Annotated in this window: 15 protein-coding genes; 7 read left to right on the top strand and 8 right to left on the bottom strand. The window is 70.2% G+C overall.

Translation table 11 applies throughout. The annotated features are described in order from the left end of the window. The first annotated feature begins 175 nt into the window (after window positions 1–175). Both ACTIGN_RS14030 and ACTIGN_RS14035 read left to right on the top strand, forming a co-directional pair. Entirely contained in the window at window positions 176–952 is a 777-nt protein-coding gene (locus tag ACTIGN_RS14030; protein ID WP_439624813.1) for a hypothetical protein, read from the top strand. A gap of 41 nt (window positions 953–993) precedes the next feature. After that, window positions 994–1,719, top strand: a complete 726-nt coding sequence (locus ACTIGN_RS14035; RefSeq protein ID WP_439624815.1) for an ABC transporter ATP-binding protein — start codon at window positions 994–996, stop codon at window positions 1,717–1,719. A 22-nt stretch (window positions 1,720–1,741) separates the two neighbouring features. Here the strand turns inward: ACTIGN_RS14035 and ACTIGN_RS14040 are convergent, their stop codons facing one another. Further along, a complete protein-coding gene (locus ACTIGN_RS14040) occupies window positions 1,742–3,232 on the bottom strand; it encodes a serine hydrolase (protein ID WP_439624819.1) in 1,491 nt (496 codons plus the stop codon). A gap of 178 nt (window positions 3,233–3,410) precedes the next feature. Between ACTIGN_RS14040 and proS the strand changes: the two genes are divergently transcribed. Beyond that, window positions 3,411–4,952 (top strand): proline--tRNA ligase, encoded by a 1,542-nt coding sequence (gene proS, locus ACTIGN_RS14045; protein ID WP_439624821.1) that lies wholly within the window; start codon window positions 3,411–3,413, stop codon window positions 4,950–4,952. On the opposite strand, the gene ACTIGN_RS14050 is transcribed toward proS, so the two are convergent. The 3 genes from ACTIGN_RS14050 to ACTIGN_RS14060 form a co-directional block, all read right to left on the bottom strand. Further along, window positions 4,949–5,362, bottom strand: coding sequence for an HNH endonuclease (locus ACTIGN_RS14050; RefSeq protein WP_439624823.1), 414 nt, complete (start codon window positions 5,360–5,362; stop codon window positions 4,949–4,951). The two genes, proS and ACTIGN_RS14050, sit on opposite strands and share 4 nt — an antisense overlap. Beyond that, entirely contained in the window at window positions 5,343–5,633 is a 291-nt protein-coding gene (locus ACTIGN_RS14055; protein ID WP_439624825.1) for a hypothetical protein, read from the bottom strand. Before ACTIGN_RS14055 ends, ACTIGN_RS14050 begins: the two co-directional genes overlap by 20 nt. 74 nt (window positions 5,634–5,707) lie before the next feature. Beyond that, window positions 5,708–6,451 (bottom strand): TIGR02996 domain-containing protein, encoded by a 744-nt coding sequence (locus tag ACTIGN_RS14060; protein ID WP_439624827.1) that lies wholly within the window; start codon window positions 6,449–6,451, stop codon window positions 5,708–5,710. Window positions 6,452–6,558: 107 nt separating this feature from the next. On the opposite strand from ACTIGN_RS14060, the gene ACTIGN_RS14065 reads away from it, so the two are divergent. Beyond that, on the top strand, window positions 6,559–7,443 hold the full coding sequence (locus tag ACTIGN_RS14065) for a hypothetical protein (RefSeq protein ID WP_439624829.1): 885 nt from the start codon (window positions 6,559–6,561) through the stop codon (window positions 7,441–7,443). Between the two features lie 6 nt (window positions 7,444–7,449). Here the strand turns inward: ACTIGN_RS14065 and queA are convergent, their stop codons facing one another. The 3 genes from queA to ACTIGN_RS14080 form a co-directional block, all read right to left on the bottom strand. Then, the gene (gene queA, locus ACTIGN_RS14070) at window positions 7,450–8,466 is read right to left on the bottom strand and encodes a tRNA preQ1(34) S-adenosylmethionine ribosyltransferase-isomerase QueA (RefSeq protein ID WP_439624831.1); all 1,017 of its coding nucleotides are present in this window, start codon (window positions 8,464–8,466) and stop codon (window positions 7,450–7,452) included. A 97-nt stretch (window positions 8,467–8,563) separates the two neighbouring features. After that, window positions 8,564–9,127: a hypothetical protein gene (locus tag ACTIGN_RS14075; RefSeq protein ID WP_439624833.1), complete on the bottom strand. Its 564-nt coding sequence runs from the start codon at window positions 9,125–9,127 to the stop codon at window positions 8,564–8,566. 66 nt (window positions 9,128–9,193) lie between these two features. Next, window positions 9,194–9,511, bottom strand: coding sequence for a hypothetical protein (locus ACTIGN_RS14080; protein ID WP_439624835.1), 318 nt, complete (start codon window positions 9,509–9,511; stop codon window positions 9,194–9,196). 282 nt (window positions 9,512–9,793) lie between these two features. Between ACTIGN_RS14080 and ACTIGN_RS14085 the strand changes: the two genes are divergently transcribed. Beyond that, on the top strand, window positions 9,794–11,527 hold the full coding sequence (locus tag ACTIGN_RS14085; RefSeq protein ID WP_439624837.1) for an ArnT family glycosyltransferase: 1,734 nt from the start codon (window positions 9,794–9,796) through the stop codon (window positions 11,525–11,527). A 152-nt stretch (window positions 11,528–11,679) separates the two neighbouring features. After that, on the top strand, window positions 11,680–12,279 hold the full coding sequence (locus ACTIGN_RS14090) for a hypothetical protein (RefSeq protein WP_439624839.1): 600 nt from the start codon (window positions 11,680–11,682) through the stop codon (window positions 12,277–12,279). A 65-nt stretch (window positions 12,280–12,344) separates the two neighbouring features. Here ACTIGN_RS14090 and ACTIGN_RS14095 read toward each other — a convergent pair whose 3' ends face one another. After that, a complete protein-coding gene (locus tag ACTIGN_RS14095) occupies window positions 12,345–13,709 on the bottom strand; it encodes a DUF1501 domain-containing protein (protein WP_439624841.1) in 1,365 nt (454 codons plus the stop codon). 284 nt (window positions 13,710–13,993) lie between these two features. Between ACTIGN_RS14095 and ACTIGN_RS14100 the strand changes: the two genes are divergently transcribed. Next, window positions 13,994–23,674 carry a cadherin domain-containing protein gene (locus tag ACTIGN_RS14100; RefSeq protein ID WP_439624843.1) on the top strand — a complete coding sequence of 3,227 codons (9,681 nt, stop codon included), beginning with the start codon at window positions 13,994–13,996 and terminating at the stop codon, window positions 23,672–23,674. Window positions 23,675–23,847 lie beyond the last annotated feature (173 nt).

Here is a 23,847-nt window from a genome sequence, read left to right on the forward strand (position 1 = left end):
GTGATCCGCAGATTACGCAGTAGACACAGATTCAGAACCAAGACAGATGAAGCAGAGTTCGCGAGAGGACTCTGCGCCCGTTGTGCCTGCGCTCTGTCTTTCAATCTGTGTCTTCTGCGTAAGCTCTGGATCACTCTCTTCGTGCTTCTCCGAGCGGTCCCGGTGCGGGGTCAGCATGGCCGACGACTTCGCGATGCGGATGCAACTCCAGCGGGTGGTCGCGTACCGCGAGCTGCGGGCCGGGGTGCGCCGGTCCGGCCGCGGGAACGTCTTCTTCGCCCTCGTCATGCTCTTCTTCGCGTACCTCGTGTGGGAGCAGCGGGCCGGGGCCGGCGGCGTCCCGCTCGCGGCAATCCTGTACGGGGCGCTCGCTGTCGGTGAGCTGTGCGTCGGGCTGTTCAAGTGGCTGTTCCCCTCGGCCGAGGGGGTGCTCCTCGACGGGTTCGTGTTGCTCGCGTTCGTGGGGTACAACTTCCTCGCGTTCCTCGGGGGCCGCCCGCCGGCGTACGTGATCCTGTTCGGGCTGTTCATGCTGTGGGCGGCGGTCGGGCGGTTCAAGGCGTACGCGCAGCTCCGCCGCATGTTCGCGCACCGGCCCAGCCCCGAGCACCTCGCGTGGTTCGACGACCTCGTCGCCGAGATCCGCGCCGCCGACCCGCAGGCCGACGAGCTGGCCCTTGACCTGCCCACCAAGCCGCACTGGAAGGTGAAGCTCCTCGGCACCACCGCGTTCTTCGTCGGCGCGAAGGGCGACCCGGTGTGGGTCGCCGGGCCGGACGACTTCGAGCTCCTCCGCGAGAAGGCCGACCACGGCACCGGCCGGCGGAAGGCGCTCCTGCGGCTCGGCGCGGACCACGCCCCCGAGTTCGAAATCACCGACCCGACCTGGGCGAACTACGCGAGGTGGCGGGCCGCGAACCCGCCGGCGTCCGCCGCCGCCCGCACCGGGTGAGCCGACTCCTGCCCCACCAGACATCAGAAGCGACCCTCAGCATGATCGAAGTCCTCGACCTGTCGAAGTCGTTCTCCGGGCCGCACGGCACCAAGGCCGCCGTGGACGCGGTCCGGTTCGTCGTCCGCCCCGGCGAGGTGCTCGGGCTACTCGGCCCGAACGGGGCCGGGAAGACGACCACGCTGCGGATGCTCTGCACCGTGCTCAAGCCCACGGCCGGCACCGCCACCGTCGCGGGCTACGACGTCGTCACCCAGCCGTCCGAGGTCCGGCGGCACGTCGGGTTTCTTTCTGCCAATACCGGCGTGTACGACCGCATGACCGCGTGGGAGATGGTGCGGTACTACGGCGAGTTGCACCAGATCCCGTGGGGCGACCTCGGCCCGCGGATGGAGGAGCTGTTCGCCACGCTCCAGATGAACGACTTCCGCAACGTCGTCGGCGGCAAGATGAGCACCGGGATGAAGCAGAAGGTGTCGATCGCGCGGGCGCTGGTGAACGACCCGCCGGTGCTCATCTTCGACGAGCCCACGAACGGGCTCGACGTGCTGATCCAGCGGGCCGTGCTCGACAGCATCAAGCAGCTCCGCGGCCGCGGCAAGACGATCCTGTTCTCGACGCACATCATGCGGGAGGTCGAGAAGCTGTGCGACCGCGTGGCGATCATGGCACACGGGAAGATCGTGTGCTGCGGCACGCTCGAAGAGCTGCGGACCGTGTACAAGCAGGACGACCTGGAGGAGCTGTTCTTCGCGCTGGTGAGCTGACGCGGCTCGCCCGGACCCGCGGCTACTTCTTCTTGAACTCCTGGTCCGCGAACCGCACCCCCGTCGCCTTCCCCTCTGCGGCGGTGAACGTCACGAGCCGGTCCTCGAAGAAGCCGCTCGTGACGCGGAACGTGTCGGCCTCGAACTGCTCCAGCGGGCACGCGAAACTGCTCCACTTCAGCGCGAGCTTGCCCCCGGCACACGACACCGTCAGCGTGCCGTAGGCCGGGTTCGCGTACTCGCCGGCGTAGTTCGCGAGCGGCAGCGAAGGCTTCGCGTCGGGCTTGCGCGAGGCATCTCGCACTTCTAGAGCGGCCCTGCGGTCGGCGGCCTCCTGATCGGCCACCTTGCGGAAGAAGGCGTTCCAGTCGCGGGCCTCCAGGTCGCAGTACAGGTCGACGAGCGCGTTCGTGACGGCCGCGTTCATGCGCGTCTCCTGCAGGTTGGCCAGCACCGCGACGCCGAGGTTCTCGCCCGGCACCAGCGTGACCTGCACGCGGAACCCGTCGATCATCCCGCCGTGCGACAGCACCTTCTTGCCGCGGTGGTCGTAGCACAGCCAGCCCATGCAGTAGCTCAGTTGGGCGGTGTCGGGGTTCAGCGCCTTCGCGAGCCCGTCGAGGCGGACCGGCGTGTGCGGGGCCTTCGTCTCGTCGAGGTTCTTCACCGACACGATGCGGGTGCCGTTCGGGTTGATGCCGTCGGACAGGTGAAACTTGAGCCACGCGGCGAGGTCGCGGGCGGTCGCGTTCACCGACCCGGCCGGGTTCGGCTCGGTGATCTCGTACCACGGCACCACAACCGGTTTCCCGTCCTTCTCGAGCTTGTGGCCGAACGACCGCTCCGCGTCCTTGGGGATGCCCTTCGTGGTGAACGAGACGCCGGTCATGCCGAGCGGCTCGCACACGCGTGCGGCGACAAGCTCCTCCCACTTCTTGCCGGTGCGCTTCTCGGCGTACCGCCCGGCCGCGAGTACCGGAACGCTCGTGTACGCGAAGCCGCTGCGGAACGGGTAGTCGAGCGGCAGCGCCTTCGCGCGCCTCAGCGTCTCGTCGATCCCCCACGGGGCGCGGTACCACAGCAGGTCGTGGCCGCCGATGCCGGTGCGGTGGCTGAGTAGGTCTCGCACGGTCAGCAGCGCGTTCGCGTTCGGGTCCGAGAGCGCGAACCCCGGGAGGTGCTTGCTCACCCGGTCGTCCCAGGCGAGCGCCTCGTCGTCGACGAGCATGGCGATCAGCGCCGAAGTGAACGCCTTCGAGCACGACGCGAGCGGGAACACGGTGTCGGGCGTCACCTTATCGGCCTTCCGGGCCTCGCGGACGCCGAACCCCTTCAACAGCAGCGTGTCGTCGCCGCGAACGACGACCACGGCCGCACCGGGAACCTGCCACGCCCTCAGCGCGTCGGCAACAATCTTCTCGGCGGCCGCGGGATCGGGCTCGGCCGCGACCGTGGGCGCGGCGGGCCACACCGGGACCGCTGCAAGAAGCACCGCTCGGAGAATGCTCGACACGACCGACCCCCTTTGACCCGCCGCCGGAGTGCGTGCTCCATTGAACACGATTCCGCCGCACCGGGCCACCCCGCCGCGGTCACCTCGGAGCCGCGGCGGTGTCCGTACCTATAATCAGCCCCACAAGCCCCCCCGTCGCGACAGGGGGGCTTCGCTTTGTTTTCTCTGGAGCCCGTCAATGGCCGATGCGATCACCGCCCGCGCGAAGAACTACCCCCAGTGGTACCTCGACGTCGTCAAGGAGGCCGGGCTGGCCGACAACTCCGACGTCCGCGGGTGCATGGTCATCAAGCCGACCGGGTACGCGCTGTGGGAGAAGATGCAGCGCGGCCTCGACGGCATGTTCAAGGCGACCGGCCACGTCAACGCCTACTTCCCGCTGTTCATCCCCATGAGCTACCTCGCCAAGGAGGAGCAGATGGCGGAGGGGTTCGCCAAGGAGTGCGCCGTCGTCACGCACTACCGGCTCAAGGCCGACAAGGGCGTCCCGCTGCACGTCGACCCCGACGCGAAGCTCGAAGAGCCCCTCATCATCCGGCCCACGTCCGAGACCATCATCTGGAACACCTACAAGAAGTGGGTGCAGAGCTACCGCGACCTGCCGCTGCTCATCAACCAGTGGTGCAACGTCGTGCGGTGGGAGATGCGGACGCGGCTGTTCCTCCGCACCGCCGAGTTCCTGTGGCAGGAGGGCCACACGGCGCACGCCACGGCAAAGGAGGCCGAGGAGGAGACGCTCCAGATGGTCCGGGTGTACCAGAAGTTCGCCGAGGACTACATGGCGATGCCCGTGCTCGTCGGCCCGAAGACCGACGGCCAGAAGTTCCCCGGCGCGGTGTACACGCTGTGCATCGAGGCGATGATGCAGGACGGCAAGGCGCTCCAGGCCGGCACGTCGCACTTCCTGGGGCAGAACTTCGCCAAGGCGTTCGACGTCACGTTCAAGGACCAGAGCAACAAGGAAGAGTTCGCGTGGGCGACGAGCTGGGGCGTCAGCACCCGGCTCATCGGCGGGCTCATCATGACGCACTCCGACGACAACGGGCTGGTCGTCCCGCCGCGGCTCGCGCCGCTGCACGTCGTCATCGTCCCGCTCGGCCGCAACGACGCGGAGCGCGGGCCGAGCATCGCCGCGGCCGAGAAGCTCGCGGCGGAACTCAAGGCGCTGCCCCGGGACGACTTCTTCGGGTACGAGCCGATCAGCGTGAAGATCGACACGACGTTCGACAAGCAGCCCGGGTTCCGGTACGCGGAGTACGAGGTCCGCGGGGTGCCGGTGCGGGTCGAGATCGGCCCGAAGGACATCGAGAAGAGCGCGTGCGCCGTGGCCCGGCGTGACACCCCGGGCAAGGAGGGTAAGCAGTTCGGCGTCCCCCTCACCGGCGCGGCCGAGCACATCTCGGCGCTGCTGCGGGACATTCAGAAGGCGCTCTTCGACCGGGCCAAGGCGTACCGCGACAAGGCGACGGTGACCGCGAACACGCTCGACGAGTTCAAGGCGCTGTTCCCGCTCGACAAGGACGGCGACGAGGGCGTCGGCAGCGGGCTCAAGTTCGTGTACGCCCACTGGGACGGCACCCGCGAGACCGAGGACCGGGTGCAGAAGGAGTTCAAGGCGACGATCCGGTGCATCCCGTTCGACGGCCCGGCCGACGCGGGGGCGTGCATCTTCACCGGCCAGCCGTCCGCGAAGCGCGTCGTCTTTGCCCGGGCGTATTAACCCGAGGTGATCGGGGGGAAGACTCCTTCAAGGAGTAGCGCCGCCCTCACGGCCCGGATGGTTGGTTCGTTCATCGCGAGGACTCGTACACTCGTCCGCCCGATCGGAGAGCGTCCCGCGAGGATGTGGCCGGACCACACGAAGTGGTCGTCCCACCTGTCTGACCTCGGGTTGAACAGGCGGGTCAACTCACCCGTGTCCGGGTCGAGACCCGCGATGTTCGGACCCTTGTGCAGGTTGCAGCGTGCGCACGAGAAGGCAAGATTGTCGTCGCGGTCGGACCCGCCGTGTTGGCGTGCGATGATGTGCTCGGTGGTAAACGGACCCGCGTACACGGCCGCAGGAATGCGGCAGTATTCGCACGCGCTTCCCGCTCGTGCCCGGACGAGCTCATGCCGCGGGTGCGCCATTGCCGGCCGCCGTGGGTACGGTTCGCAGGGCCACGCGGGCCTTGGATTGCAGCACGCTCAGGAACGCGGCCGCGTGGCAGTACGCTTCTAGCTCGCCACGTTCGTCGTCACTCAGTGAACCGGTTTGGGCCTTCTCGGATAAGTCGCCCATGCGGTCCCGGTCGCTGTCCGGGAAGCCGAGCCGAAGGACGTAGCTCGCCAGCCCGGCCGGGAGCGGGTGCGGGGCGCTCAAGAGGCGATCCCAGATCGCGAGAACGGGGTCGTCGGCCATGTCGGATCCCGAAGTGGGGTGATGGCGTCATCATACCCCGCACCTCTCGGCGGCGGAAGGTGGCGAGCCCGTTCCTAAAAGAGCGTGGGCAGGTCGGTAGGCCAGCCGGTGAGTGTGCGGGCGTGTGCGGTCATGGCCCTCGCGATGGCGTCGAGGGCTGTGCGGTGCAGTTCGACGCGGGTCAGCGGGCCGGCCTCCGGGGCGTCGAACATCTTCACCTCGCCCCGCGACGTGGTGGACACGGCCGCGTGCCCGACGATGCGGTCCCACACAACCTGGCCGAAGCACTCCGCCGGGGCCACCCCGACCCGGAACCGGCCGCCGGCCAGCGGGCGGGGGTACGGCAACAGCTCGGGGAAGAGTTCGTGGCGGGCCAGCGGCTCGTCGGCCGCCACCGCAGAGGCCGCCGTGTCGAACCCTTCGTGGTAGACGACCCGCCTCACGAACCCCCGCCACACCTCCAGTTCGAGCGACATCGAGACCGCCCGGCCGCTCCGCTTGCGGCTCGCGACCCACAGTTTCAGGTTCCGGCCGGACCACTGGATGCCGTCCGGCTTCCCGCCGAGTTCGACGAACAGTGCGGCCACGGTCGGGAGCATTCGCTGCCAGTGGGCCGCGAGCCACACCTGCTCGTCCTTGGTGATTCGCGCCTTGGTGCTGTGCTTGCACGCGATGCGGAGGAACTCGGCCCGCGCCCGGTCGGCGTCGCTCGAACTGTGCTCGTCGAGCCAGTCGGCGTAGGCCAGCCGCGGGGTGTTGTCGTCCGGTGCGGCGGCGATCGCCCGGAGGAACGCGAGCCGCTCGGGGTCGGTGGCCATGGGAGTTCCGAGGTGTGGGGAGTTGCGGTATCCTACCCTGGGTCTTTCCGTGGTGGAAGGCGGCCTCCCGCTTACCTGTAAGCCAACGATTCCCAAGCGGGTGACCAATGGCCGGGTCGTTCGACATCGCGATGAAGCAACTGCTCGACGCGTGCGCGGCCGACTGGGTGGCGTGGCTCGCCCCGCTCGTCGGGTTGCCCGCGTCGGTGGCGGCGGAACCGCTCGACGCGGACCTGTCCACGGTCCAGCCGACCGCGGACAAGGTGTTCCGCCTCGGCCCGCCCGCGTCCGGCCTGCTCCACATCGAGCCGCAGTCGAGCTGGGACGGCGGGTTCCACGACCGGTTGCTGCTCTACAACGTTCTCCTGGAGGCGCGGTACGGCGGGCCGGTCCACACCGTCGCGCTGCTCCTCCGCCGCGAGGCGAGCACCGCCGCCCTCACGGGGACGGTCCTGAGGCACTTTGCCGACGGCCGGGAGTACCTGCGGTTCACCTACGACGTCGTCCGCGTGTGGGAACTGTCCGCCGACGTCCTGCTCGTCGGTGGTCTGGGGGCGACGCCCCTTGCGCTGCTGACGGACGACGCGAGCCCGCGGTTACCGGCGCTCGTGACGCGGTTCGCCGAGCGGGTGACACGCGAGTCGGCGTCGATCGACGAGGCCAACCTGCTCCTCAGCTGCGGTTTCATCCTGCTGGGGCTGCGGTACGATAAGGCTGTGGCCCGCACGTTGTTTCAGGGGGTTCAGAAGATGCGCGAGTCATCGACGTACCAGGCGATTCTCGACGAGGGGCGGGTCGAGGGGCAAACCCGCGAGCGGCTCCGCGCACTGCGGTCCCTCCAGGAAAACCTGATCGCCATGCTGGGCGACCGGTTCGGCAAGCTCGACCCGGAGTTGGAATCACGCATCCGGGCGTCCATCGAAGACGACCGGCTGCTGGCGGCGACGCGGCAGGTGCCGCGAATTGCGACGCCGGCCGACCTCGTTCTCTGACCTGCCTCACAGCACCAGCATCGCGTCGCCGTAACTGTAGAAGCGGTACTCGCGGGCCACGGCTTCGGCGTAGGCCTTCGCGAGCAGATCGGTGCCGGCCAGTGCGCCGACGAGTAGCAGCAGGGTCGTTCGCGGCAGGTGGAAGTTCGTGACCATTGAATCGACCACGCGGAACGCGAACCCCGGCAGGATGTACAGGTCGGTCTCGCCGCTGAACGGCCCCAACTCGCCCGTGCGGGCGGCGCTCTCCAGGGTCCGCGTCGTCGTCGTGCCGACCGCGACCACGCGGCCGCCGCGGGCCTTCGCCTCGCGGATCGAGCCGACGGTCGGCTGCGTCACCTCGCACCACTCGCGGTGGATCGCGTGCTTCGCCGGGTAGTCGGCCTTCACCGGCGCGAACGTGCCGAGCCCGACGTGCAGCGTGACGCGGGCCGTGCCGATCCCCTTGGCGGTGAGTCGGTCGAACACCTCCTGCGTGAAGTGCAGCCCGGCGGTCGGTGCGGCGACCGAGCCGGCGTGCGCCGCGTACACGGTCTGGTAGCGCTCGGTGTCGGCGTCGGCCGCGGTGCCCTTGCGGATGTACGGCGGCAGCGGAATGTGCCCGTAGCGACCGAGCACCTCCGCGGGCGTTCCGGGCGGGTCGGGTTCCATGAGCCAGTGGCGGTCGGGTGTGCGACCGCGGAGCGTGAGGCGCAGGCCGGTGTCGGTCACGAACGCGCTGCCGACCTCGGGGTAGCTCCGCGTCTGCGCGAGCATCTCCCACAGGCCGTCGCGCTCGCGGAGGAACAGTCCCTCCCACTTGCCGCCGGTGGACTCGCGGCGGCCGACGACGCGGGCCGGCAGCACCTTCGTGTCGTTGAGCACGAGGAGGTCGCCGGGGCTGAGCAGCTCGGGGAGGTCGCGGAACGTGCGGTGCTCGAGTTCGCCGGTCGCGCGCCGCACGACGAGCAGCCGCGACTCGTCGCGCCGCGCCACCGGGTGCTGTGCGATCAGGTGCTCGGGGAGGTGGTAGTCGAAGTGCATGGTGGACAGTGGGGAGTGGGCAGTGGACAGGGAAGACAGAGCCCTGTTCTGTCGTTTTAGCTGTCCGCTGCCCACTCCCCACTGTCCACGACTCGGATCACTTGAAGCTCTTCACCCACTCGTCGAACGCCTTCTTGTGCGCCTCGACGGTCTTGGCCGGCCCGAGCAGCGTCATCGAGTACACGACGGTCGAGTCGCCGTCCTTGGCCTCGAAGATGACGTAGATCTGCCGGTAGTCGGGCACCTTGGTGATCTTGGCGTTCGGGTCGAACGGCGGGAACTTCTTGAGCAGCGTGCCCTGGATGTCCTGGTACACGCCCTCGTACTTGTCGCCGAACTTGATCTTCTCGGTCTTGGCGGCGTCCGCGGCCTTCTTGTCGGCGGGCAGCTCGAACTTCTTCTCCTGGCGCTCCAGGTTCGCCTGCACGCTGCCGCCGCCGGGCGACTTGAACAGCGCGAGTTCGGCGTCCTCGGGGTCGCCCTCTGCCTTGGGCAGCTTGAACTGCATCAGCCGCATCTTGTTCGACGGGGCCTCTTCCTTCCACGCGCCGGGCGTGGTGGCCTTCACGCCGCCGAGTTCGACGGGCGTGCCCTTCTTGTCCTCGGCGACGGTGGCGGAGGCGAGCGCGGCGGCGAGGGCCGCGGCGACCAGCATTCGCATGAGACGTACTCCGGTGCTGTGGGTGCGGACCGACACCGGGGCATTGTACGGGGTGGGTGCGGCCCATCAATCGACCGACAGCGGGATGCGCTCCGGGGCCTGGACCGCCTGCACGGGAACGACCGGCTCGGCGTCGAACGGCACCCCGCCGGCCGCCCGCACCGGCGGATCGAGGAGCGGGTCGAGGTCGGTGAGTTCGATCACGTCGGCGAGCAGCACCGGCGGCTTCAGCGCCTCGTGCTCGCGGCTGGGGGCCGGCGCGGCGACCGCGGGGGCCGGCTGTTGGGCCGGGACCGGCCCGGTCGCATCCGACCGCGTGAGCGCGAAGTACGCGACGCTGCCGACGAAGCCCCACACCGCCGCGCCCGCCAGGAACCGGTTCATCGCACGCCCTCCGTGGTTTGACCGCGACCATACCCGCGGCCCCCGGCCGGGCAAGGCCAGATCGAGAACCCAGCGATGGGACGCGGAGGACGCGGACGAAAGACGGGATCGAGAGCCGATCAGACGGAACCCGGGTCTGATTCGATCCCCTTCACCCTGCCCTTCGTCCGCGTCCTCCGCGTCCCGTCGCTACGGCTCCGGCCGCCGCGTGCGGTTGCCCTCCCCACGCAAACTCGTTCCGGCTATGATCGGCCGCCCGAGTGCGACGAAACGGAGTTCGCCATGCGGAACCGGCTGCGAGACTACACCCTGTTGCTGGCGGCGTGCGCCGCCCTCTCCCTCCCGAACCTGGGGGCCGGCAGCCTGTGGGACATGGACGAGGCGGTGAACTCGCAGGCGGCCCGCGAGATGCGCGACGCCGACACCTGGGTGATCCCGACGTTCAACTACCAGCTCCGCACCGCCAAGCCGGTGATGCTGTACTGGCTCCAGCGCGCCAGCTACGCCGCGTTCGGGGTCAGCGAGTGGTCGGCCCGGCTCCCGTCGGTCCTCGCGGGCTGGCTCATCGTCCTGCTCACCTACGAACTCGCCCGCGGCATGTTCGGCCGCCCGACCGGGCTCCTGGGCGGCGTCGTGCTCGCGTCGGTGACCCACTTCGCGGTCCTGACGCACGCGGCCACGCCCGACGCCACGCTGCTGCTGTACACGACGCTCACGTACTACCTGTTCTGGACGCTGCACCAGAACGGCTCGCGGCGGTGGTGGGTGCCGACGGCCGCCGCGTGCGGGCTGGCGATGCTCACCAAGGGACCGGTCGGCCTCGCGCTGCCGGGGGCGGTGATCCTCGCGTACTTCGCCTGGAACCGCGAACTCGGCCGGCTCCTCGACCGCCGCATCTTCGCGGCCGCGCTCACCTTCATCCTGGTCGGCATCCCGTGGTACGGGCTGGTCGCCGCGGAGACGCGCGGCGAGTGGCTCCGGGCGTTCTTCGGCAACGAGAACGTGAACCGGTTCATGAGCCCGATGGAGGGGCACAGCGGCGGCGTGTGGTTCTACCCGCTCACGGTCACCGTGCTGTTCAGCCCGTGGTCCGCGTTCCTGCTCGCGGCCGTGTGGTACGGCGTCCGGGCCACGAAGCGAGACGGGGAGAGCGGGAGACACGGAGAAGGGGAGAACAAGACTCAGGGTGATGACGGTGCGGAGTCTTCACTCCCCATCTCCCCATCTCCCCGTCTCCCCATCTCGCCCACCACCGACGATGGGGACACTCGCGCGTACCGATTCCTGGTGTGCTGGGCCGGGTTGTACCTCGTGTTCTTCTCGGCGGCGGCGACGAAGCTCCCGAACTACGTGTTCCCGCTGTACCCGGCGCTCGCGGTCCTCACCGCCCGGTTCCTGATCGCGTGGCGCGACGGCTCGCTGACCGTGCCGCGGTGGCTGATGCCGGCCGGGGCCGCCGGGATGCTCCTCATCGGGGCGGTCACCGTCGGCGCGATGCTGTACGCCAACCGCTTGTTCCCGGGCCTCGCGGCGTGGAGCCCGCTCGGGCTCGTGCCGGTCGCGGCCGGCGCCTGGTTCGGCTGGAACGTGCGGCGGGGCGACCGGCACGCGGCGGTGGCGGGCCTGGGCGTCGCGGCGGTGGCGTTCATGGCGCCGATGATGGCCTGCACGCCGGCGCTCCTGGAGCAGAAGCGCGCCCCGCGGGCGCTCGTCGCGGCGACCGGCCTCGGCGACCCGACCCGCGACCTGCGCGTGGCGGCGTTCGGGTGGTTCGAGCCGAGCGTGGTCTTCTACACGGGCCGCGAGGTCGCGCGGCTCGACGCGCCCGCGGCCGTGGCCGAGTTCCTGGCGGTGCCGACGCCGGGGTACGTGTTCGTCCACGGGGCCGCGTGGGAGAAGTTGTCGGCGGAGGTGCCGACGGCCCGCGTCGTCGCGAAGCGGTACGACTTCCTGAAGCGGTGCGACGTGCTGGTGGTCACGAACGAGCGCTCGCCCGACGTGGCGGCCGCAAAGTAGGCGACTCGCTCCGCGAGTCGCGCCCCGGCGCAGCAGAGCTTCACGGGGAGGTTCCGAGCGCGTCCGGTGTCACTCGCGGAGCGAGTGACCTACCTTCGGGCTGTCTGCTATGATCCGGTCGGGGGCGAGTTCCCGCGCGACCGGGCGTGACCATGACCGAAGACGAGTGGTGGGAGTCGTTCGACCCGAAGGCGATGGCCGCCCTCGCCGTCGCATCGCCGCGCGCCACGGAGCGGGTGCTGCGGCTGTACCTCGCCGCGTTCTGGGCGTGGCAGGCCCCCCGGCTCCGGCAGACCGGTGGCCGCACCGAGTTGGCCGCACGCGCGGCGCTGATCGAGCGCTGGGGCGATGAAGGGGCCGCCCCGGCCGAGGCGCTCGAAATCTACGCCGCGACCCGCGTCGTGTTCTTCGGGCCGGACGCGAAAGAGGCCGTGACCGCCACCGCCGGTGCGCCGGCCGGGTGGGGCGCTCGCGGGAAGCCGGCGATCCGCGCGGCCGCCCACTTCGTCAGGGAACTGTTCGGGCCGTGGCCGTTCCGGGACGCGACCGCCGACCCGGCGTGGCTCACGTCAACGGTCGCCGCACTCGCGAAGGGGATCTACGAGGACCGCGCCTTCGACCGGATGCCGATCTTGGCCGACGCGCTCCAGGACGCGGGGTGCGACGACGCAGTCGTGCTGGACCACTGCCGCAACAAGAAGTCCCGGCACGCCCGCGGGTGCTGGGTGCTCGACGCGCTGCTCAAGAAGTAGGGCCGGCTGCGCCGGTCGAAGCGTCTCGGATCGCTCAGGCAACGGCCCTACAAAGCGCCACCCTGTCACGCGAACAGCTCGCGGAGCGGCACGCCGCGGGAGATCGGCAGCGGGCGGTTCAGCTTGTCGGTGATCTCGGTGTCGGGGTCGATCCCGAGCGCCGCGAACATCGTCGCCGCGAGGTCTTCGGGCCGCGCCTGGCCGGTCGTCGCGTACGCGCCGATCTTGTCGCTCGCCCCGTACACGAACCCCTTCTTCGCGCCGCCGCCGGCGAGCACCGCACTGTAGCACTGCGGCCAGTGGTCGCGGCCGCCGTTGGAGCTGATCCGCGGCGTGCGGCCGAACTCGCCCACCCACACCACCAGCACGTCGTCGATCATCCCACGGTCGGTCAGGTCGTTCAGCAGCGCCGGCAGCGTCTGGTCGGTCATCGGCAGCAGTTCCTGGAGCCGGTCGGGGACGTTCTCCTTGTTGAACCCGTGGTAGTCCCAGCCCTGGCCCTTGCCGCCGATCGCCCGCGAGAAGTACACGTTCACGAACTTCGCCCCGGCCTCGACGCACCGCCGGGCGAGCAGGCAGCTCTGGCCGTAGGTCGTGTCGCCGTAGGCGGCGCGGGTCCTCTTGTCCTCGCGGGTCAGGTCGAACGCCTGCTTGAACCGCGGGCTCGTCAGCATCGCGACGGCCTTCTGGTAGCTCTCGTCGAGCCCCTGGGCCACGAGCGACGTCTCGAGCAACTCGGCCTGCTCGTCGATCAGCTTGAGGATGTCGCGGCGGCTCTCGAGCCGCTCGACGTTGAGGTTCGCCGGGAGCGTGAGTTCCGGGAGCTTGAAGTCGGGCTTGTTCGGGTCCTGGTTGACGAACAGCGGGTTGTGGCCCTTGCCGAGGAAGCTCGCGTGCTGGCCGGGGGTGATGGACCCGTCGGCGATGACGTGCGGGAAGCTCACGAACGTCGACGCGCCCTTCGCCGTGGGCGCGAGTTTATCGACGATGCTCCCGTAGGCCGGGAACAGTTCGAGCGAGTCGCGGAGCCGCTGGTCGTCGGTCGGCGGGGCCACCCCGGTGAGGCTGTAGTACCCCGCCGAGTTGTGGTTCTTCATGTTGTGCTGGAGGCACCGGACGACGGTGAACTGGTCGGCCATCGCGGCGAGCTTCGGGATCTTCTCGCCGAACAGCACGCCCGGGAGCTTCGTCTTCGTGGCCCCGTACCACCCGCGGACGTTGTCCGGCGCGTCGGGCTTGGGGTCGAACGTCTCCTGCTGGCCGGGGCCGCCCCACTGGTGCAGGAAGATGACGGCCTTAGCGCTGGCCTTGAGCCGGGCCCTCGGCTTCTCGGCGGCTTCGAGGAACCGCGGGAACGACATCCCGAACAGGCCGGCCCCGCCGACCCGGAGGGCGGACCGGCGGGAGACGGCGGCGTGCGACCCGTTCATTCGCGGAGCCTCGCAGTGTGTCGGCCAGAGCCCGGGGGCGGCTCGCGGAGAGGGTGGCAGCGCCCCCGGCCCTGTCCCGTGATTATGAAGCCTCGGTGCGGTTGTGGGAAACGGAAATCCGCCGCCGCGTGCCCCGGGCGTCCCGTGCAGAAGGCACCGGGGAAGGGGCTGTCGTCGCGCGACCGGGAGAATAATTTTCGTCCCGAGGGGTTAGGTTCGGCCGGTGGGGGAGAAAGAGTGTCGCGCCTTGCCCGGCCCGCGCACCCTCTCACGAGCCCGACCCAATGCCCCCGCCCAATCCGCTCCTGACTTGGTGCCGTGCGTTCCGGAACCGCCGCCGCGTTACCACGATCCGCCGGTCGAGCCCGCTCGCGGCCGAACCTCTTGAGCCGCGAGAGGTTCCGGCGACGTTCACCGTCACGAACTTCGCCGACGGCGGCCTCGGGTCGGGGAGCCTGCGGTCGGCGATCATCAGCTCGAACACGAGCTTTCAGAATCAAACGAACACCATCAACCTCGGCACCGGCACGTACACGCTGAGCCTCACGGGTCAGGTCGAGGACCGCGCCGCGACCGGCGACCTCGACATCACCGGCACGCAGACGATGGTGATCCAGGGCGCGGGGGCCAGCCAGACGTTCATCGACGCGCGGCAGATCGACCGCGTCTTCGATGTGATCGGGTCGGGCGTCACCGTTACGTTCAAGAACCTCACGATCACCGGCGGCCGCCTCGTCGGCAACCCGGGCCAGTTCGACGACAACTACATCTTCCTGGCCGGCGGCGGCATTCAGAGTGGGGGGGCGAACGTCACTCTTGACGGGGTGGCGGTGAGCGGGAACGAGGTCAACTCGGGGGGAACTTCGGCCGGCGGCGGCATCTCCGCGACCGGCGGCAGTCTCACCATTCAGAACAGCACCATTTCGAACAACAAGGCGGCGTTCACGACGAACCTGCTGGCCTACACCTACTCGTTGAACGGGGCCAATGGGGCCGACGGGGTCGACAACCCGTTCGGGACGAGCACGCCGGAGGACGGGCACCCGGGCGGTGACGGGTTGCCGGGTTACGGATCGGACACGAACCACTACCCGGTCAGCGCCTACGGCGGGGGCGTTCACAGCTCCAACGCAACAGTTCAGATAGTCAACACGACAATCTCGTCAAATCAGGTTGCCGGTGGCGCCGGGCACACGGGAGGCAGCGGCGGCATCGGTGGTGACGGCGCCGTGGCCAATCTGGGCTCGGGCGGGCACGGCCAGGGCGGCCAGGGCGGGACGGGTGGCACGGGCAGCTCCGGAGGCAACGCCGGCGGTGCGGCCGTGCAGGTCGCGGGCGGGACGCTCACGCTTACCAATGTTCAGGTGACGAGCAACTCCGCGATCGGCGGCAACGGCGGTAACGGCGGACTCGGGGGCGACGGGGGCTTGAGCTACAGCGGGGCCGGTGGACTCGGCGGGGACGGCGGGACGGGCGGGGCGGCGTTCGGTGCCGTCCATGCGCAACGCAACGCAACGGTCCAGATCACCGGCACGACAATTTCGAACAACTCGGCGACCGGCGGGGCCGGCGGCCAGGGCGGCCAGGGCGGCCGCACGGGCCAACCCGGGACGGGGTTCGGCTACTCGTCGGGTGGGGCTGGCGTTGGTGGGGTCGGGGGTGCCGGGGGGAGTGTAAACGGGGCGGGCCTTGCCGTGATCGATGGCACGGCGACGATCACCGGCGCAACCGTGCAGTCGAACAACGCCACGGGTGGGGCGGGTGGCGTCGGTGGCGTCGGCGGACTCGGGCACTCGGGCGTGTACGGTCAGAGCATCGGGCCACACGGCGGTGGATGGGCCGGGGCCGGCGGCACCGGCGGCGCGGTTTCGGGTGTCGGCGTTTTCCTTGGTGGTACGGTCACCATCCAGGACACGCTTGTCCAACAAAACACCGGGACGGCCGGCGCCGGAGGAACGGGCGGACTCGGGGGGACCGGCGGCAACGGCCAGACCAACACCTACGTCTTTCTCTCCGGATACGACGGTGCCAAGGGCGGCGTGGGAGGTACGGGCGGCACGGGGGGGGCCGCGACGGGCGGTGGTCTGTCCGGCGGGGGAAAGCTCACCCTTCGGGGCACCACCATTGCCAACAACTCTCTTGTCGCCGGGACGCCCGGGAACGGTGGCAACGGCGGAAGAGGCGGCAACGGCGGGTACGGCGTCGTCACCGACGGCAACGGCGGGCGTGGCGGCAACGGCGGGAACGGCGGGGTGGCCGGCGTCGTTCGCGGGGGCGGGGTCTACCTCAACACGACGGCGGGTTCCACCGTCGCGAACGCGACCGTGGGCTTCAACACCCTCACCGCACCGAGTGTCACCTCCAGGGGCGGCGCCGGCGGCAGCGGCGGGAGCGGCGACACCAACGGGTTGGGCGGCGCGAGCGGCTCGGATTGGGCCGGGACCGCGACCAACGAGGGCGGCGGCGTCTACGCCATTGGAACCGTGACGGTCGCCAACGCCACGGTCGCCTTCAACTCGACCGGGCTCGCGGGCGGCGGCACTGGCGTGAAGTTCATCAACACGATCGTCGGCTCGAACACGGGAACCGACGTGATCCCCACGGCCGCGGCGTTCACCAGCGCCGGCCACAACCTGATCGGCAGTCGAACCGGGACCACCGGCTTCGGCGGCAACGGCGACCTGGTCAACGTCACCCCCGGACTCGTTTCCACCCTCGCGCTCAGAGGCGGCAAGACGCCGGTGTTCGCGTTCCAAAGCAGCACGAGCCTGGCCGTGGACGCGGGCACGGATCCCGCCTCGGTCCTCGGCACGAGCCTCACCACCGACCAGCGCGGCCTCACGCGGCCGATCGGCTCCGCGCCGGACATCGGTGCCTTCGAGAGCGCGACCAACTTCGTATCGACCGCCTACAACTTCCCCGCGTCCGCCGTGGCCGGTGCCGACGTTCAGGGCACAATGACGGTCCTCATCGGCGACAACGTGACCGGGTTCGTCGCGCAGGCCACTGTACCCTCCGGCGGGGCCACGCTGGCGGCGGCCGGCCTTCCACCCGGGTGGACGATCACGCCGTACCTCTCGGGCTTCGAAATCCAGTCGGGTGCCCCCGCCACGGGGGTTTACACGATCCCGCTCACTCTGCACACAAGTTCCACCGCGCCCTACGGCTCGGCGATCCAACTCCGGTTCGTCGATACGGGCGGCCTCGCGACGCCGGCCGTCACGGTCCGGTACCCGGTGCCGACGCTCGCGTCCGTCAACCCCACCGCGGCGAACGAAGGGAGCGCGACGAAACTGACGGTCATCGGCAACGGCTTCGGGATCGGCTCCGTCGTGATGTTCGAGGGAATCGCCCTCGCCACGACGTACGTGAACCGGACCACGCTGACGGCGACGCTCCCCGCGTCTGTGGCCGAGAGCGGCCCGGTGAACGTGACGGTCTTCAGCCCGACCCCGGGCGGCGGCACGTCGAACGCCGTAAACTTTACGGTCACCAACGTGGCCCCGACGGGCGTCATCCCGGACCGCTACGTCGTGTACCCCGGCTCGGAGACCGTGAGCGTGGGCGCGGGGTTCGTCTCCGCGTTCGACCCGTCCGCCGCGGACACGGCGGCGGGCCTGCGGTACTCGTTCGCGAGACGTACCACCGCGCTCGCTGCGACCTACGCCACCGCTGGCACGTCCACGGCGTACTCGGTCCCGGTCTCGGCCGCGGGCACGACGACGTACTACGCCCGCGTGATCGACCAGGACGGCGGGTACACCGACTACACCGCGAACGTGTTCGCCGTTGCCACGAACGCGGCCCCCACGCTCACCGGCGCGAACAACCTGCCGGCGATCAACGAGGACAACGTCGCCAACACGGGGGCGACGGTCGCGTCGCTGGTCGCGGGGAAGTTGGGCGACGCGGACGCGGTCTCGGGCCGGGGGATCGCCGTCACCGGGCTGACCGGCTCCCACGGGAAGTGGCAGTTCAGCACCGACGACGGCCGCACCTGGACCGACTTCGGCCCCGTGTCCGACGCGAGCGCCACGCTGCTCGGCGCGGCCGACACCGACCGCGTGCGCTACCTCCCGAACGCCCAGGACGGCACCACCGCAACGATCACCTTCCGAGGGTGGGACCAGACCGACGGCCGCACGACCGGCGCGACGGGCGTCAGCGTCTCGACCAACGACGGCGCGACCGCGTACAGCGGTGATACCGCCACAGCGACTCAGATCGTGACCGAGGTGAACGACTCCCCGGTCTTCACCACGCTCGATTACACCATGGGTCGGGACGGCGTCATCCGCATCCCCGTGGCAGACGTCCTCGCGGCGACCCCGCCCGGCCCGGCCCCGGAAAGCGGCCAGACGCTCACACTGCTCGGGGTCCGCGTGGACACCTTCGGGCAGGTGCCCGGCTCCGCGGTGGTCTCCGGGGGAAACATCCTCTTCCGACCGATGGCGGGCCGGTCTGGGTATGCACTCCTCTACTTCACGGTGCAGGACAACGGCAGGACCAACGGCGGCATTGACCCGAAGCAGGGCGGCGGACTGATCCGCGTGCTCGTGGGCTCGACCCCGGCACCCGGGGCGGCCGACGACACGCTCCCGACGGTCACACAGGGCTCGCCGGCGTTCGTGATCCCAGACTCGACACTCGTGTTGAACGACTCGCCGACCACTCCTCGCATCTATGGCGGGTCGGTGACGCTGGTGGCGGTCGGCAACGCGGTCGGCGGCACGGTGGAGTTGCTCGACCCGCCGGGGCACGGCGCGCGGGTCCAGTTCACCCCGGACCCGACGTTCACCGGCGTCGCGAGCTTCACGTACACGATCACCGACGACCAGAGCCACACGCAGTCGGAGGCGACCGCTCGGTTCGTCGTCCAGCCGACGAACCCGGTCATCGACCTCAGCCCCCCCGTCGGTTGGACGACTGCGACGTGGGCCGACGTGAACCGGGACGGACACCTCGACGCGGTGATCGGCTCGACCGTCTACCTGAGTGACGGCACCGGCAACTTCACCTCCACGTTCGACACGATCGGCCTGCCGCAGCTGAATTCGATGCGGTTCGGCGATTACAACCGCGACGGCTACCTGGACGTTCTCGGGGTCACCCCCGAAGGCGAAGCTCGGATCTACGTCTACAGTCACTCGACAGGGACCTTCACGCAAGCGAACTTCACATACGCCGCCTACGGGTTCACGTCTGTGTCACACGCCTACTGGGCGGACTTCAACAACGACGGGGCGTTGGACGTCATCTTGAGCGGGTACGTGATGAGTAACAGCGTGGGGGTGGCCTCGACGGGGTTTCTGATTAGCGGCAGTGCCGGCGCCCTCACGCCTTACATTGGACCCAGGGTGCTCATCACGTCTGCATCGTTCGCCGACGCCGACGGTGACGGCGACCTCGACCTGCTTGCCAGCACGTCCAACGGCCCGCAATACTTCCAGAACAGCGGCGGGTTCTTCTCGACCTCTGTAAACCCAACAAACAACACGAACGGTACCATCTCCGCGTGGGGCGACTACGACGGCGACGGCCTCCCCGACTTCGTCGCGTCCGGGTTTAACGCACTGGTCGGCCCGGAATTCGGCCTGTACCGCAACAGCGGCGGCGGCACGTTCACGTTCACCGGGTTGATCGAAGCGTCGCAACAGAACGAGTCCGCCATGCAGTGGGCTGACGTGGACTCCGACGGCGACCTGGACTTCATCTATTCGCGAAACGGCGGGCTGTTCATCCAGGTGAACGACGGCGGCCTCTTCGGGCAGGCGACGGCGACCGACGTGCCCGTGCGGTCGCAGATCAACCCGGGAGCGATCGCCTGGGGGGACTTCAACGGTAACGGCACCCTGGACGTCCTGCAACCCGCGTCGAGCACGCTCGTTCCGACCGTGGTGGAGAACTACGGGGCCGCGCCGACCAGTCGCCCGACCGCACCCACCGACCTGACGGTGACCGCCCCCGCAACCGGGAACACGGTCCGCCTCGGGTGGGACGGGGCGAGCGACGACAACACGCCCGCCCCGGCGCTCACGTACACGGTCCGCATCGGCACCACGCCGGGCGGCAACGACGTCGTGTCCGCCCCGGCGCTGGCCGACGGCACCCGGCTCGTCGCGGCCCCCGGCGCGTACTCCAGACCGTTCGCCGACGTGACCCTGGTGGGCGGGCGGATGTACTACTGGGAAGTGCAGGCGGTCGACGCGACGCTGCGGGGCTCGGTCTTCACAAGCGGGTCGTTCTACTTTAACCACGTGCCGCGGTTGGGCGGCGGGGTCGCAATCACGACCGAGGACACGCCCCTCGCGCTCACAGCCGCCAACTTCCTCAGTTCTGTCTCGGACGCGGACCCGGGCGACACGGTCCAGTCGATCCGCATCGACGCGCTCCCGTCGAACGGCACGCTGCTGTACCAGGGCTCGGCCGTCGCGGTCGGGCAGATGATCCCGGTGTCGGGGCCGGACTACGACGCCGCGGACTGGCTGGTGTACGCCCCCGCTCCGAACTACGCTACGTACGGTCCCGCGGAACGGGAAACGATCCGGTACGCGGTCAGCGACGGGCACGACTTCAGTGACACCGGCGACCTGGACATCGTGGTCCAACCCGTCACCGACGCACCGTACCTCACGGTGTCGGACGTCACGGTGCCGGCCGGGGTTCCGGGCGCGTTCCCGATCTCCGCCGGGTCGGCCGACGACGACGGCTCCGAAGACGTACACATCGACATCCTCAACCCGCCGCCCGGCGTGACGTTCAGCGCCGGCGCGCTCGACGTAAACGTCTGGCGGTTGACCCCCGCCGATCTCGCGGACCTTCAGATCGTGGTCGCGTCCCCGGTCCCCACCACGTTCGAATTAACGGTACACGTCTACACCGTCGATCCCGGCTCGTTCCCCCCGCAATCCATCCAGAAGACGATCACCGTCACGACGCAGGCCCCAACGATTGACACGATCAGCGTGCCGGCGACCGGCGTCGAGGGCACCGCGATCACCCTGACCGCGTCCGCATCGGACCCGTCCACGGCCGGGCTGACGTACACCTGGCAGGTGTTCACTCCGAACGGCGTGATCGAACTGGACGGTGCGAGTGCCAGCTTCACGCCTCTCGACAACGGGCCTTCGCCGGTCGTCCTGACGGTGACCGACGGACTCGGGGCGGTCGCACACTCGCAACCCCGGCACATCCACATCGACAACGTGAACCCCGTGATCGCATCGGTCGCGAACAACGGGCCGGTGGGCGAGGGCTCACCCGTGACGATCACGGTGGACGCGAGCGACGCGGCGGGCGTCTACGACCCGCTCGCGTACTTCTTCGACTACGACAACGACGGCGCCTATGAGTCGATGGACCCGACCCACGTGTTCCCAGCGGCCGGGGAGTACACGGTCGGGGTCCGCGTCGTCGACGGCGACGGCGGGGAGGCCGAGGGCACCACGACGGTCACCGTGACGCACGCGAACCCGACCGACCCGACCGACAGCGACGCAGGCGTGAACACGGTGGCCGAGGGGGCGGTGACCGGCACCGCGGTCGGCGTCACCGCGGCAGCCGCTCAGTTGAACGGCCTCGCGATCACCTACTCGCTCACGGACGGCGCCGGCGGGCGGTTCGCCATCGACGCGGGCTCGGGCGTCGTGACCGTCGCCGACGCGAGCCGGCTCGACTTTGAGACCGCGGCGAGCCACACGATTACGGTTCAGGCGTCGGACGGGAAGGGCGGCACCTCGACGGCCGACTTCGTGATCGCGGTCACCAACGCGGCCCCGGGCGCGGTCACGGACGCGAACTCCGCACCGGACACGGTCACCGAGGGCGCGGCGGTGGGAACAGCGGTCGGGGTCACGGCGTCCGCGACCGACGTGAACGGCCCGGTCGTGACGTACACCCTCACGGACAGCGCCGGCTCGCCGTTCGCCATCGACCCGGCCACGGGCGTCGTGACGGTCGCGAACCCCGCGCTCCTCGACTACGAGACCGCGACCGCCCACACGATCACCGTGCAGGCGAGCGACGGGCATGGGGGCGTATCGACCGAGACGTTCACGATCGCGGTCACCAACGTGAGCCCGGGCGCGGTCACGGATGCCGACGATACCACGAACACCGTGCCCGAGGGCGCGGCCGCCGGCACGGCGGTCGGGGTCACCGCAACCGCACTGGACGTGAACGGACCGGCCGTGACCTACTCGCTCACCGACGATGCCGACGGGCGGTTCGCCATCGACGCCGGCTCGGGTGCCGTGACGGTCGCGAACGCCAGTCGCCTAAACTTCGAGACCGCGGCGAGCCACACGATCACCGTGCAGGCGTCGGACGGCAAGGGCGGCGCCTCCTCACAGACATTCACCGTCGGCGTCACCAACGTCGACCCGGGTGCGGTCACAGATGCCGATGCCACCACGAACGTCGTGTCCGCGGGGGCGGCGACGGGAACGCGGGCCGGGGTCGCCGCGACCGCGACCGACGTGAACGGGCCGTCGGTGACGTACACCCTCACGGACGATGCGGACGGGCGGTTCGCGATCGACGCGGCCACCGGCGTCGTCTCCGTGGCCGACGGATCGCACCTCGACCCCGGGACCGCGACGAGCCATACGATCACGGTTCAGGCGTCGGACGGGAAGGGCGGCACCTCGACCCAGACGTTCGCCGTCGCCGTCGCGAGCCGGCCCCTGGACTTCGACTTCCAACCGACCCCCGCGTCCCCGGTACAGCCGGGAGCGGTCGCCGTCGCCCCGGGTGCGGCGTACACCCCGGCCGCGGGGTTCGGGTGGGTCGCCGCGCCCGGGGGGTTCGACAGCGGGGCGCTCGCGGTTCTCGCCGGGAGCCCGCTGGCCGCGGAACTCCGCGACGGCGCGCTGGGCACCGCGGGGCCGGCCGGGGCCGCGACGTTCCGCATCGACCTGGGGTCGGCCGCACCGGTCCACCTCGCGACGTTCCTGGGGAACGGGCTCAGCGCCTACGCCGGGGTCGAGGTCGCGTACAGCACCGACGGGGTCACCTTCGCCCCGCTCACCCCGGACACCGGGGCCGCGGTCCCGGCCGGCGCGTTCGTGCCGGTGTCGTCGGCAACGCGGGTTTCGGCCGGGATCACCCCGGGGCGGTCCGCCGGGGTGTACGCGGTGTGGGTCCGGTTCCAGGGGCCGGCCGGGTGGGCCGCGACCGGCGTGTCGGCCCGCGCCGCGGCCGCGGTCGGCACCCTGTCGGTGGCGGGGCCGGGCGGGGCACCCGCGTCGGACGGCACCTCGGTCGACACGTTCCGGGTGACCGGGGCCGCGCCGGGCGCGGTGCTGACCGTGACGACTACCCTGGGCACGGTCGCGACCGACGCCCGGCCCGAGTTGGTCGGCACCCAGGTGGTGGCCGACGCGACCGGGGCGGCCGAGGTCCGGGTCCGGCGGCCGTCCGCGGCCGGGACCGCGACGGTCGCGGCGGCCGACGTCACCGGGGCGGCGGTCGGGTCCACCGCTCAGGAGTACGGCCCGCCGCCCCGGCGGTTCGACATGAAGGCGAACTCGACCGGGAAGCAGTCGGCCGGCTGGGACCGGGTCATGCCGGGGACGAAGTACTCGGCGGCGACCGGGTACGGGTGGGCCACGACCGGGAACGTGGGGGGCTCGACCGGGGGCCGGGTGCCGGCGGGCGGGGACGCCGCGGTCCTCGGGGACTACGCGTACGGGCTCACCCCGGTGGCGTTCAAGGTGTTCGTCGGGGCGGGAGTGTCCGCGACGGTCGCGGTCCACACGTACGCGGCCCCGACCCAGGGGCTCCAGGGGGTCCGGGCGGCGGTGGCCGGCGCGGGCGGCACGACGCAGACGCTCCGGGGCAACGGGACCGTGACGGTGAGCGGCACGGCCGGGGCCGACGGCGTCCTGACCGTCACGTTCTCCGTCGCCCCCGGGTCGTCCCTGTGGATCGTCAACGCCATCGAGGTCACCCGCACCGGAAGGTGACCGCGGCCGCGTCATACCGAATCGCGTGGATCAGTTGCCCTTGGTGGGGCAGGCATTCTTGCCTGCCTCCGGAAGCGGTTGGAGGCAGGCAAGAATGCCTGCCCCACCAGATCGAAACGAATAGATGTTCTTCACGATAAGCTCGGTGCCGGTGCGCACCCGCCGCGTGGCGG

Origin of the sequence: Gemmata sp., assembly GCF_051859125.1 — a bacterium.
In the GTDB taxonomy this organism is placed as follows: Bacteria; Planctomycetota; Planctomycetia; order Gemmatales; family Gemmataceae; genus Gemmata.